Origin of the sequence: uncultured Oscillibacter sp., from assembly GCF_947654275.1 — a bacterium.
In the GTDB taxonomy this organism is placed as follows: Bacteria; Bacillota; Clostridia; order Oscillospirales; family Oscillospiraceae; genus Oscillibacter.
Genome location: NZ_CANTJS010000024.1, coordinates 25,644 through 38,733, shown reverse-complemented (window position 1 = coordinate 38,733; position 13,090 = coordinate 25,644). Strand labels below are relative to the sequence as shown.

The window sequence follows — 13,090 nt, the reverse complement described above, 5'->3', positions numbered from 1 at the left end:
CTGATTCCTAATCCCCTGATTCCTAATCCCCTGATTCCTAATCCCCTGATTCCTACAGCAAGCATCATCATTCCCGGCAGGCGGGCCGGCCCCTGCGGGCGGACCTGTAGGGACCGCCGCCTCCGGCGGCTCCTTATCCGTAATTTTGGAGATTGCTATAACTCCTAACCCCTAATTCCTAATTCCTAATTCCTGACTCCTCATTCCTAATTTTAAGGAACGGTGTTTCATTTGAAAAATTTCCTCAAACGCCACGGCCTCTGGATTCTCTTTGCCGCCGCGGTGATTTCCGTGGCCCTGGCGGCTCTGTCGGTTTTCAGCGCCAACGCCTCTCCCCTGGCCAACATCGCCAATACGCTGACCTCCCCCCTCCGGGCGGGCTACACCGCCGTGGCCCAGTGGTTCAACGACATGCAGAACTATTACCAGGACGTCACCGCCCTGGAGGCGGAAATCGCCGCCCTCCGGCAGCGCATTGCCGACATGGAGGAGGAGGTCCGTCTGGCCGAGGCGGACCGGGAGGAAAACCGCCTCTTCCGGAAGCATCAGGGCTTTCGGGAGCAGCGCCGGGACCTGAGCGACTATGAGACCGCCATGGTGACAGAGCACGCCGTCAGCAACTGGACCTCCTCCCTGACCCTGAACAAGGGCACCGCCCTGGGCATCGAGGAGGGGGACTGCGTCCTGGACGAGACCGGCAACCTGGTGGGGATTATCAGCCAGGCGGGGACCAACTGGTCCACGGTGCTGACCCTGGTGGACACGGACACCTCTCTGGGGGCCCGTGTGTTCCGGACCAAGGACCTCTGCGTCGCCCAGGGGGATTTCTCCCTGATGGAGGACAACCGCCTGCGGCTGGACTATCTTCCGGCGGACTGCAAGCTGCTCACCGGCGATCTGGTGGTCACCTCCGGCCTGGGGGGCCACTACCCTTCGGAGCTGGTCATCGGCTCCATTGAGGATGTTCTCATGGACGACTCCGGCGCGGCCTCCTATGCCATCGTGGCGCCCGCCGCCAACTTCGCCGGCCTGACGGAGGTATTCGTGCTGAAATCCTTTGAAATCGTCACCTGATACTATAACATTCATCAAAATTACTGACAGAATTTCGTCAATGAGGAATGAGAAATTAGGAATGAGGAATTTTCCCTGTGAACGGTCTGGAATCGGTTTCCGGCTCATTCCTAATTCCTAACTCCTAATTCCTAACTCCTAGTGAAAGGACTTCCCTATGCTCGCCAGAAACGAGACCATATTCAAATGGTTTTTATACGCCGCCGCCGCCTTTGCCTGCTTCCTGGTTCAGGGAGGGCTTTTGCAGCGGCTGAGCTTCTGGGGCGTCATCCCCTTCCTCTATCCCCTGGCGGCCATTGTGCCCGCCACCTATGAGGGGCCGACGGCAGGCACGGTGTTTGCAACGGCGGTGGGCGTGGTCTGCGACCTGCTGCTGCCGGGGCCCATTCCCTGTCTCTACACCCTGATTTTCCCACTGGCGGGGCTCTGCGCCGGGCTGCTGTCTCAGAGCTGGCTGCCCGCCGGCGTCCTCTGTTCCCTGGCGGCGGCCGCCGCCGCCTTTTTGCTGCTGGACGGCTTCCACTGCTTCCTGCTCTGGAGCCGGGGCGCTGCCGCCTGGTCCGCAGGGGCCTCGGTTATGCTGCGGGAATTCTGCGTCACCGCGCCCCTGGTGATTCCGGTGACGCTGCTCTACCGGGCGGTTTTCCGCCGGACCCGCTTTGACAGCTGACCCTGTTTGCCTATCCGCCTCAGACCCGCTTTCCGCTGCCTGGGCGCTCCCCGAAACCCATATGGATTCAGAATGCTCCGGCATCCGCCGGGTTTTCCCGAAAAATTCCTATGATCTCCCCCGAAGAAAGGAACCCTTATGGACCGCAAGGAAATGCAGAATGCCCGGCTCTATCTGCTGGTGCTGTTTTTAATCCTTGTCCTCCTGTGCTATCTGGGCATTCTTTACGACACCCAGGTGGTCCATCACGAGGATTATGTTGCCCGCTCCGTCCGCTCCATCGTCCGGGAGGAAAAGGTGGAGGCCTCCCGGGGCATCATCACGGACCGGAACGGCCAGGTGCTGGTTTCCAACCGCTCCACCTACGCACTGACCTTCGACCCCGCCCTTCTCACCCCGGAGGACGACATGAACACCGCCGTCCTGCGGCTGGTGGAGCTGTGCCGGAGTCAGGGCGTGGGCTGGACGGACAATCTGCCCATCTCACAGCAGGCCCCCTTTGTCTACACCCTGGATACCATGGACAGCATCCAGAAGGGCCGCTTCCTCACCTATCTGAAAAGCCTGAAGCCCATCCGGGAAGCCCTGGGGGCCTATCTGCTCCGGCACCCGGAGCTGATTCAGGTCCAGGAGGAGCCGGCCGCCGGAGACGCCGGCCCCGATGAAGAAGAGGCTCCCCCCTCCCTGTTGGAGCAGGCGGAAACCCTCCTCGAGGCTCTCACCTCCGACCAGCTGACCACGGAGTTGCTGACCAACGCCGGCATCACTCCAGCCCAGCTGCTTGCCGCCATGCGGACGGATTTCGGCATCCCCGCCGATTACTCCCAAAGCGATGCCCGGCTGACGCTGGGGGTGCGTTATGAGCTGAATCTTCGGAAGCTCGGCAACTACGACGCCTATATACTGGCCCAGGACATCGACACCGTTTTCATCTCCATCCTCAGCGACGGAAACTATGCCGGGGCCAGGGTCTCCAACGCCTTCGTCCGGGAATACCAGACGGACTGCGCCGCCCATATCCTGGGCTACGTGGGAAAAATCGACAAATACACCGACGAGCTGAAGGAACAGGGCTACCAGCGGGACGACTGGATTGGCCGGGAGGGCACGGAGCTGGCTTTTGAGCAATATCTGAAGGGCACCGACGGCTACCGCATGGTCTCCTCCAATACGGAAGGGAAAATCACCGGAGAATATTACTCCGAGGAGCCGAAGCCCGGCGATATCGTGGAGCTGACCATCGACCTGAACTTTCAGCGGCAGGTGGAAAGCATCCTGGCGGAGACGGTTGAGAAGATGAACGCCAAAGACCACGACGAAAAACGGGGCGCAGGCGCCGCCGTTATCAAGGTGGGCACCGGTGAGGTGCTGGCCCTGGCCTCCTACCCCACCTATGATCTGGCCACCTTCCGCCAGAGCAACGAGGCCTACAGCCAGCTTTTGAACGACCCCGCCACGCCCATGTTCAACCGGGCCACTCAGGGCACCTATGCCCCCGGCTCCACCCTGAAGCCCTTCACCGCCATCGCCGCCCTGGAAGGCGGATATGTGACCCTGAAGGAGAAAATCCGGGACGACGGACATTGGGAATACCCCAACGACAGAACCGGCTTTGGCTTCTGGTGCTGGAAGCACTCGGGCCACGGACTGCTGAACGTCTCCCAGGCCGTTACCCATTCCTGCAACTTCTTTTTCGGTGAAATGGGCTACCGCATGGGCATGACCGCCTTCCGGGAATGGCTGCAAAAATTCGGTCTGGGCGTGAAAACCGGCATCGAGATTGAGGAAAGAGCCGGGCTGCTGCCGGAGAACCCCCAGGGACAGGATCAGGCCCCCTGGGCGGGCTTCGGCCAAGCCACCCAGGTATACAGCCCCCTCCAGCTGGCGAATTACATCGCCACCCTGGTTTCCGGCGGGAAGCACTGTCAGGCCCATCTGCTGAAGGCGGCCAAGGCCTATGACAACAGCTCTGTCACCGCCCTGGGCAATACGGAGCCCGTCAATACCATTCCCATCAGCGACGCCAATCTCCAGGCGGTGAAGGAGGGTATGCACGGCCTTGTCCACGGCACCCTCTGGCCCTATTTCTCTTCCTGCGTGGTGGACGCCGGTGCGAAAACCGGTACCGCCCAGGTCTACAGCAACCAGAAAAACAACGGCGTTTTCGTCTGCTTCGCCCCTTACGACGACCCGGAAATTGCCGTGGCCATCGCCATCGAGCGGGGCGACGCCGGCGCGAATCTGGCCTCTACCGCCGTGGGAATTCTCAACGCCTACTTTGCCGTCGACGAGGCCGCCGCCGGTATTACCGGCGAATATGAGCTGCTTCCGTAAATCTCCGAAGCCGCGCCGCTCCCTGGGCGTCTGAATTTTTTCCCGCCGCTTCTGCGTTCCCCCGCCGCTTCTGCGGCTCATTCCATACCAACCAAAAAGGAGTGCTCACAGTATGAGCGAGCCCCATGTGTTCGACCCCCGTTCCCCTCTCTACAAGACCCCCTTCGGCGCGGTGCTCCGGGGGCAGTCCGTCACTCTGACCTGCCGCCCTCTGGCCCGGGACGCCTTTACCCACTGCGCCGTTCTTCTCCACCATGAATTTGCCGGTATCACCCAGGAAACCGAGCTTTTCTACACCGGTGACGGAGACGGCAGGGCCTGCTTCTCCGCCACCTTTGCCGCTCCGCCGGAACCGGAGCTGATATGGTATCACTTCCGCCTCTGGCGGGACGACGGCAGCGGCTGTCTGCTGGATAAAAGCGGCTACCGCAGCGAAGGAGCCCCGGAACCCTGGCAGCTGACCGTCTATCAGGAAAACCACACGCCGGAGTGGTTCGGCGCCGGCGTCACCTATCAGATTTTCCCGGACCGGTACTGCCGCCTCTCCCTGCCGGACCCCGCCGGTCTGGTCGGGGACCGCTGGGTTCACAAGGACTGGTCCGAGGGTCCCTCCTGGAAGATGGAGGACGGAGAGATTAAGAACCGGGATTTCTTCGGCGGCTCCCTCCAGGGCATCACCGCCCATCTGGAGGACCTGGAGGCCATGGGCGTCTCCACCCTCTACCTCTGCCCCATTTTTGAGTCCGCCTCCAACCACCGCTACAACACGGCGGACTATACCAAAATCGACCCCATGCTGGGCACGGAGGAGGATTTCCGCCAGCTCTGCGCCCAGGCCAGGGAGCGGGGCATCCGGGTCATTCTGGACGGCGTATTCAACCATACCGGCTCACAGAGCATCTACTTCAACGCCGACGGGTTCTATGACACCCTGGGTGCGGCGCAGAGCCAGGCAAGCCCCTGGTATGAGTGGTTCTCTTTCATCCAATGGCCCCAGACCTATGAAAGCTGGTGGGGCATTCACACCCTTCCCAATGTCTGGGAGAACTGCCCCGATTATCTGGATTATATCATCAGGAACGAGGATTCCGTGGTGCGCCGCTGGCTTCGGGCCGGAGCCAGCGGCTGGCGGCTGGATGTGGCGGATGAGCTGCCCGACGCGTTTATTGAACAGATCCGCGCCGCCGTGGAGGAAACGGACCCCGACGGTCTGGTGCTGGGCGAGGTCTGGGAGGACGCCAGCAATAAAATCTCCTACTCCCAGCGCCGGAAATACCTGTTGGGCAGGGAGCTCCACAGCGTCATGAATTACCCCTTCCGCACAACTCTCATCGCCTATCTCCAGGGCGGCAGAGCGGAGCACTTCCGGGACGCCATGGAAACCATCCGGGAGAACTACCCCCCTGACGCCTTCCTCTCAAACCTGAATTTTCTGGGCACCCACGACACGCCCCGCATTCTGAATCTCCTCAGCGGCGAGCCCCTGCCGGAGGGCCGGGAGGCCCAGGCCTCTTTCCATCTCTCCCCTGTGGGCCGGGAGCGGGGCCTTGCCCTGGTCCGTCTGGCGGCGGCTGTGCTCTTCGCCTTCCCCGGCTCCCCCATGGTCTACTATGGCGACGAGGCCGGCATGGAGGGCGGCGGAGACCCCTTCAACCGGGGCACGTATCCCTGGGGCCAGGAGGACAAAACCCTGGTGGAGTGGTTCACCCGCCTGGGCGCTTTCCGCCAGCAGCGGCCCTCTCTCCAGCGGGGCACACTCACTTGGCTGGCGGCGGAGGGCTCCCTGCTGGCCTTCTCCCGGGAGTACGAGGGTGAGATCACCATTCTGGTGGTCAACGCCGGAACCGAGACCCGGGCCCTGACGCTGCCCAAGCTCTCCGGCATGGTGGACCTGCTCCGTTCTCAGGAGCTGCCTGCCGGTGAAAACGGCTTGAATCTGGCCCTGCTGGGCTACAGCGTCCGTTTGCTGGGCAACTGAGGTGCGAGGGACTCCGGCGCCGGCACTGTTTCACGTGAAACATTCCATATGCGATTGCTTCCCAGCCCAAGGGCCGGAAGGAAGCGATACCAGGTCCGGAAAAGGCGTTCTGCCTTTTCCGGGCCTTTCCATTTGGACAAGCCTGCTGTCTTCCGCCGTCCTCCCCTTTTGTCCGTTCCCGCCGCCCTCCAGGTCTGCGGGTTCACTGGGTGTTTCACGTGAAACATTTCCAGAAAAATTGCAAAAGCTGTGAATTTTTCTCAATTATACTTGCAAGGCCCACGCTGCCTTGATATAATGTAACACACAACGGCCCCGGACCGGTCTCCGGCGCCGGGTTTGTGACCCGACGGGCCGGAACACCCGGAAAGTAGGTGCTTTTGTGGCAAGAACAATTGCAGTAGTCAACCAAAAAGGCGGCGTCGGCAAGACGACCACCTGTGTCAACCTCACCGCCGCCTTGACCGAGGCGGGGGCGAAGGTCCTCCTCTGTGACTTTGATCCCCAGGCCAATTCCACCTCCGGCATGGGGGTGGACAAAACTGTTTCCAAGGGCATTTATTCCGCTTTGATTGGCGAAATTCCCGCTGTGGAGGCCATTGCCCACACCCGCTATGGGGACGTGCTTCCCTCCAACAAGGCGCTGGCCGGCGCGGGAGTGGAGCTCATCGGCATGGAGCGGCGGGAATATCTCCTGCGGGACGCCCTGGATCCGGTGAAGGAGCTCTATGACGTCATTCTGATTGACTGTCCCCCCTCTCTGGAGCTGCTGACCCTGGACGCCCTCTGCGCCGCCGACGCCATTCTGGTGCCGGTACAGTGCGAGTACTTCGCTCTGGAGGGGCTCAGCGACCTGATGAATACGGTGCGGCTGGTCCGGCGCTCTCTCAATCCGGCCCTGGAGCTGGAGGGGGTTCTGCTGACCATGTACGACGGGCGGACCAATTTGGCCATGCAGGTGGCGGAGGAGGTCAAGCACTACTTCCCCGGCAAGGTCTACGCCGCCGTCATTCCCCGGAACATCCGCCTGTCCGAGGCCCCCAGCCACGGCAAGCCCATTTCGGCCTATGACCGGACCTCACGGGGTGCCGAGGCCTATTCTGCCTTCGCCGCGGAATTCTTAAAGCGGCAGGGCGCATGAGTCCTGTCCGAACAGCGGCGGAAGGCCCGGCGGCTGAAACCCTTTCAGAAATCGAGGCGCATGCCGGAGGACGGCGGAACGCGCCCCTCCAACGGTCCGCCGCCCCTCAGGCGTGATTTTCATTCTGTCGAAACAAATGATAAAAAAGGAGTGCTACATGGCAAATAAAAAGCCCTCCGGTCTGGGCCGGGGTCTGGGCGCCCTGCTGGGCGACGACGTATTAAAACCCGAGGCTGCGGGAAATCTGTATTTACCAATTTCCCAGGTGGAGAGCTATTCCAACCAGCCCCGGAAAATCTTTGACGAGGAGGCTCTGGCGGAGCTGGCGGACTCCATTCGGGAGCACGGCATCATTCAGCCCCTGACGGTCCGCAAGCTGGCCTCCGGCTACTATCAGATTATCGCCGGAGAACGGCGCTGGCGGGCCGCCCGGCTGGCGGGCCTCAGCGAGGTGCCCGCCGTGGTGGTGGACGCCGACGACAAAAAGGCGGCGGAGCTGGCCCTTGTTGAAAACCTCCAGCGGGAGGACCTGAACCCCATGGAGGAGGCCGCCGGTTTTCAGGCTCTGATGCAGACCTATCACATGACCCAGGAGGAGGCCGCCCAGCGGGTGGGCAAGTCCCGCAGCGCCGTGGCCAACGCCCTGCGGCTGCTGGGGCTCCATCCTCCCGTCCGGGCTCTGGTGGAGGAGGGGAAACTCTCCGCCGGACATGCCCGGGCCCTCCTCCCTCTCCAGCCCGCCCTGCAGGAGCAGGCGGCTCAGGCCATTCTCTCCGGCGGTCTCTCCGTCCGGCAGACGGAAGCCCTGGTGAAGCGCATGACCGCGGACCTGGCGGCGGACAAGATCCCCGACGAGCCCGCGACGCCCAGGGAAATCGACTATGCCGCCGAGGCCCAGCGGGAACTGTCCGGCAAGCTGGGCCGGGGGGTGCGCATTGTCACCGGCAAGAAAAAGGGCCGTGTGGAACTGGAATACTACGATCTTGACGACCTCAACGACCTGCTGGAGGCCCTGGCGCTTCTGCGAACCCACCGTCAAGAGAAAGGATCGGCCCTATGAAACTGGAAAGACGGAGTGCCCCCGTCTCCGGGGAGCCCGTTGAACAGCCGGAAAAACAGGAGAGCAAGGGGAAAAAGCCCGTTATTGTCTATATTATGATACTCTTCAGCGCCGCTTTTCTGATGATGGCCTGGTCCTTCGCCTCCCACCAGCGGAGCAACACCGAGGCCCTGGGGCGGCTGCAAAGCTCCGTGGGGGCCATACAGGAGGTTCAGGCGCTGCAGGAGCAGATTATTCAGCTGCAAAAGGAGCTGTCGGAGGCGGAAAAACAGGTCAAAGAGCTCCAGAACGACGCGGAGTATCAGCAAAGCGTTCAGGAGACCAGAGACCGGGAGCTGGAGGCCATGAACCTTCTGTACACCCTCCAGCAGCGCTACTCCGCCCAGAATTACGAGGCCTGTCGGGAAATCATCGACCGCCTGGAGACGGATTCCCTGTGGAGCGCTCTCAATGACAATCAGGGCAGTCCGGACGCCGTGACCTCTCCGGCGGAGCGTTACCGGCAGCTGAAGGAGGCCGCGGAAGCCCGGCTGGCAGAGGCGGCAGAACAGGACAAATAACACCGCGGAAAAGCCGCGGAGGGGCCCGGGTGCCCGGTAACTCCGGGAGAACAGGAGGAATGCGATGAGCTGGCTGAAATCTCACTGGAAGCCTCTGGCTGTGGTCCTGGCTCTGGCGCTGGGAAGTGCATGGTACGCCCGGCCTGTGGACGTCTACGGCCTGTCGCCGGAGGTAAAGGACATCGGCCACATTTCCCTTTATGTAAGGGTCCTGGGTACAGGCGGCCAGGATTTCCCCATCATGGAGCTGACCCGGTCGGACCCGGAATGGGACACGGTGAAGGAAGCGGCGGAGGCCCTGCGGTTCCGCCGTCCTCCCTGGAACCTCCTCCTGCAATTCCTGGACCAGAAGGTCGTTACGGGACGCCGGACCGAGGATGGAGACTTTCACGTTATGCTGACCCTTGCGGACCAGAACCACGGCTACGTTCAAATCCAGTTTTTTGTGGATAAATGGACCTGCTCCTCCCCTCACTCCACCCGAAGTCTTGCCCTTTGGGTGAAGGACGCCAGGGAAACCGGCAGCGCCCTGGCGGAAACCCTGCTGCCCCTGATGAAGGAATCATGATCCCTCTGTTTCACGTGAAACACTCCATATACGACTCATAACTCAAGAAACAGGAAAGAAGGAAACCGCCATGCTTGATATTCGCTTTATCCGTGAGAACCCCGAGGCTGTCAAGGAGAACATCAAAAAGAAATTCCAGGACGGCAAGCTCCCTCTGGTGGACGAGGTCATCGACCTGGACGCCAAACGCCGGGCCGCCATTGCAGAGGCGGACCAGCTCCGTTCCAACCGCAACACCCTTTCCAAGCAGATTGGCATGCTGATGGGCCAGGCCAAAAAGGACCCGTCCAAGGCTCAGGAGGCCGAGGCCGTCAAGGCCCAGGTGAAGGAACAGGCAGACCGTCTGGCGGATCTGGAACGGCAGGAAACGGAACTGAAATCGGAGCTGCACAAGAGGATGCTTCTGATTCCCCAAATCATTGATGAAAGCGTCCCCATCGGAAAGGACGACAGCGAAAATGTGGAGGTCCAGCGCTTCGGCGAAGCCAAAACCCCGGACTTCCCCGTTCCCTACCACACGGAAATCATGGAGTCCTTCAACGGCATCGACCTGGACGCCGCGGGCCGGGTCTCCGGCAACGGGTTCTATTACCTGCTGGGGGACATTGCCCGGCTCCATGAGGCGGTTCTGGCCTATGGCCGGGACTTCATGATCGGCAAGGGCTTTACCTACTGCATTCCTCCCTTTATGATTCACGGAAATGTGGTGGAAGGCGTCATGAGCCAGACAGATATGGACGGCATGATGTACAAAATTGAGGGGGAAGACCTGTACCTGATCGGCACCAGCGAACATTCCATGATTGGCCGGTTTATTGACCAGAATCTCCCCGTCGAGAAGCTGCCCCAGACCCTGACCTCCTATTCCCCCTGCTTCCGGAAGGAGAAGGGCGCTCACGGCATCGAGGAGCGGGGCGTCTACCGCATCCATCAGTTTGAAAAGCAGGAGATGATCGTGGTCTGCAAGCCCGAGGAGTCCAAGGACTGGTATGAAAAGCTCTGGCAGTACTCCGTGGAGCTGTTCCGCTCCCTGGACATCCCTGTGCGGCAGCTGGAGTGCTGTTCCGGCGATTTGGCGGACCTGAAGGTGAAGAGCTGCGACATTGAGGCCTGGTCCCCCCGGCAGCAGAAATATTTCGAGGTTTGCTCCTGCTCCAACCTGGGAGACGCCCAGGCCCGGCGGCTCCGCATCCGCTACAAGGACGAGAACGGCAAGATGCAGCTGTGCCATACCTTGAACAACACCTGCGTGGCTCCGCCCCGGATGCTGATTGCCTTCCTGGAAAACAATCTCCAGGCCGATGGAACCGTGACCATCCCCGAAGTCCTGCGTCCCTACATGGGCGGCACGGAAAAGCTGGTCCCCAAGGCCAAATAAAATCTCCGCTCCATATCTAGCAGAAAATCGGATAATTTCGCTGGAATGGCCGCTTTCAGGAACTTTTTTGCCGCCTTAAAACCAAAAAAGCGTTTCCAGCCGATAGAAAGGATAAAAATGAACCGGAGTACGTTCAGCGGGATTCTAACGGCTGTATTCCTGTCTGTCCTCTGTATCCCTTGTGCCGCAGGGGTTTCGGCGGAGGCGAAAACCGGATTTTCCGACGTGGACAAAGAAAATCCCTTTTATGAGGAGATTCGCCTCTGTTGTGAGGCCGGTCTGATGGAGCCTCTGGAGGCCGGCCGGTTCGGACCGGAGGAGCCCCTGAACAAGGGGGACCTGGTCCGCCTCGCGGCCCGGCTGTACAGCCTCAGCATCGGCGGAGACGGCGGCATTCCCGCCATCCCGGAGGACCTGGACGGCTACGTTCGTTTTCTGGACCCGGAGGGGAACCTGGTCCACGACCTGTCCTCCGCCTACTGTCCCGACTTCTACGCTGAGGACGCCCGGAGCATGAAAGTCATCTTCTGGAACGAGGACCTTTCCCAGGAGCGGCTGGATTTACAGGTGGGCTTCACCGACGGCGAGGGCTTTTTGTGCGCCGCCTCCGGCCGGCTGCTGGAGCGGGGCGAGGACCGCACCAGCTACCTCTTCCAGTTCCCCGACGGTGTGGACGCCCAGGAGGTCACGGCGCTGCTGACAAATTACAGTCAGGACCGGATTGCCTGGCGGTCCGCATGGAAGACCGCCCAGCAGGAGGGCTATGAGGATCCCACCCCCTATGACGCCGTGCTCTTTCTGCGATACTGGATGAAGGCCCGGCTCCCCTTCTGCTTCCGCACCATGTTCCTGGATTCCATGCCCTATCTCTCTGTCTGGCGCATGGAGCTGGCCATTCCCCTGGCGGAGCTCTGTAAGGACCTGCCGGAGGTCAGGACTGTGGACAGCATCCCGGACCTGCCGGACAACTACCGTTTTCAGGACTCCGAGACGGAGGCCGTCCTCTCCCTGTACCGCCGGGGTATTCTCAACGGCTTCGACGGGGCGGGGACCTTCGGCGGGGCGGAGTGGCTCACCCGGGGACAGGCCGCCGCCATGGCCGCCCGGGCGCTGGAGGCCGGTCTTGGTTCATAAATGGATAACCCTTCCGAATCAGACCGGATTCCGGCGGCAGGGCCCGCCGAAAGGAGTGCGATAATGAAACGACATTTTTGCGCCCGGCTTTTTCGCGCCCAGCTTCTTCGCGCCCAGCTTCTTCGCGCCCAGCTTCTTCGTGCACAGCTTCCCTGCCTTCTCCTCAGCGCCCTGCTGGCGCTGACACTCCCTGTCTCCGCCCTGGATTGGGAGAAGGTCCGAGGCTATCAGGGCTTTGAGGATATCCCCTCTACCGAAAGCACCTATTTCGGACCCGTAAAGACCTGCTATGAAGCGGGCCTCCTCAACGGCAGCACCGAGACCTCATTCGGCGTCAGGGATTCCCTTTCCGCCGCTCAGCTGACGGTGATCTGCGCCCGGCTGTACAATCTGCGAACCGGCGGCAAGGGGGAAATTCCCGCCCTGCCTACCGGGGCCATGATGAAAACCTCCTGCCTGCGGTTCTACGACGAGGACGGGACGCTGCTCAAGTCCTATTGCCCCGGCGACACGGTCACCTTCAACGCCTTGGGCGGCAGTCTCTTCCTCTCCCTCAGCGAAACGCCGGAGGACCCCGCCCTGCCGGAGACCTGCACCCTGGAGGTGGGACTGGAGGGCTACGGCAATCCCCGCCGCTATCAGGGGATCCGGGAGAGCTATCAGCCTCTGCCGGGCGTCATGACGGAGGGATTCAACGGCACCGGCTACCGCATTCTCAGCGATGAGGCCGCCGTATCCGCCCTGTTCCTCCTGGGAGCTGAAGAGGATGCCGGCGAAGCGGTCAAAAACGCCTGGTGGTATCCCGCCGCCTTCTATCTGGCCAGTGAGGGACAGATTCCCTTCAGCGGTCTCAGCAGCCGCGTCCGGCCTGCGGAGAGCGAAAACCTCCTGTCCGCCTTCGGCGCTCCGGCCAGCCGGGCCCTGTTCGCCTGGATGGTGGACGCCGTAGCCGGGGAGCTGCCGGTTCTGAATGAAACCGCCGGCGTCCCCGATGTGACAGAGGAAACCGCAGACGCGGAGGCCATCCTGCGCCTCTATCAGGCGGGTGTTCTCACCGGTGTGGACGAGGCCGGGACCTTCATGGGCAGTGCGCCTCTGACACGGGGACAGGCCGCCATTCTTCTGGACCGGGTGCTGAACCCGGACGCCCGGATAGGCGCGGCATAGGACAGACCCATTCCAAAACGTATCTA

The 13,090-nt window shown here is 61.5% G+C and carries 11 protein-coding genes; all 11 read left to right on the top strand.

The features are described 5' to 3' along the window. The first annotated feature begins 231 nt into the window (after positions 1-231). The 11 genes from mreC (at position 232) to Q0063_RS08095 (ending at position 13,064) form a co-directional block, all read left to right on the top strand. A complete protein-coding gene (gene mreC, locus Q0063_RS08145; RefSeq protein WP_297871484.1) occupies positions 232-1,074 on the top strand; it encodes a rod shape-determining protein MreC in 843 nt (280 codons plus the stop codon). A gap of 157 nt (positions 1,075-1,231) precedes the next feature. Then, positions 1,232-1,744: a hypothetical protein gene (locus Q0063_RS08140; protein WP_297871483.1), complete on the top strand. Its 513-nt coding sequence runs from the start codon at positions 1,232-1,234 to the stop codon at positions 1,742-1,744. Positions 1,745-1,882: 138 nt separating this feature from the next. Beyond that, positions 1,883-4,078, top strand: a complete 2,196-nt coding sequence (locus Q0063_RS08135; RefSeq protein WP_297871482.1) for a penicillin-binding transpeptidase domain-containing protein — start codon at positions 1,883-1,885, stop codon at positions 4,076-4,078. A 112-nt stretch (positions 4,079-4,190) separates the two neighbouring features. Next, positions 4,191-6,056 carry an alpha-amylase family glycosyl hydrolase gene (locus tag Q0063_RS08130; RefSeq protein WP_297871481.1) on the top strand — a complete coding sequence of 622 codons (1,866 nt, stop codon included), beginning with the start codon at positions 4,191-4,193 and terminating at the stop codon, positions 6,054-6,056. A 382-nt stretch (positions 6,057-6,438) separates the two neighbouring features. Continuing rightward, positions 6,439-7,197 carry a ParA family protein gene (locus Q0063_RS08125; RefSeq protein WP_297871480.1) on the top strand — a complete coding sequence of 253 codons (759 nt, stop codon included), beginning with the start codon at positions 6,439-6,441 and terminating at the stop codon, positions 7,195-7,197. 157 nt (positions 7,198-7,354) lie between these two features. Beyond that, complete coding sequence (locus tag Q0063_RS08120; protein WP_297871479.1) at positions 7,355-8,257, top strand: ParB/RepB/Spo0J family partition protein; 903 nt, start codon at positions 7,355-7,357, stop codon at positions 8,255-8,257. Further along, positions 8,254-8,817 (top strand): hypothetical protein, encoded by a 564-nt coding sequence (locus Q0063_RS08115; RefSeq protein ID WP_297871478.1) that lies wholly within the window; start codon positions 8,254-8,256, stop codon positions 8,815-8,817. The genes Q0063_RS08120 and Q0063_RS08115 overlap by 4 nt, the downstream gene beginning before the upstream one ends. A gap of 64 nt (positions 8,818-8,881) precedes the next feature. After that, positions 8,882-9,385 (top strand): hypothetical protein, encoded by a 504-nt coding sequence (locus Q0063_RS08110; protein ID WP_297871477.1) that lies wholly within the window; start codon positions 8,882-8,884, stop codon positions 9,383-9,385. A 70-nt stretch (positions 9,386-9,455) separates the two neighbouring features. Beyond that, positions 9,456-10,763 (top strand): serine--tRNA ligase, encoded by a 1,308-nt coding sequence (gene serS / locus Q0063_RS08105; protein ID WP_297871476.1) that lies wholly within the window; start codon positions 9,456-9,458, stop codon positions 10,761-10,763. 225 nt (positions 10,764-10,988) lie between these two features. Then, positions 10,989-11,897, top strand: a complete 909-nt coding sequence (locus Q0063_RS08100; RefSeq protein WP_297871475.1) for an S-layer homology domain-containing protein — start codon at positions 10,989-10,991, stop codon at positions 11,895-11,897. 63 nt (positions 11,898-11,960) lie between these two features. After that, positions 11,961-13,064, top strand: coding sequence for an S-layer homology domain-containing protein (locus tag Q0063_RS08095; RefSeq protein ID WP_297871474.1), 1,104 nt, complete (start codon positions 11,961-11,963; stop codon positions 13,062-13,064). Positions 13,065-13,090 lie beyond the last annotated feature (26 nt).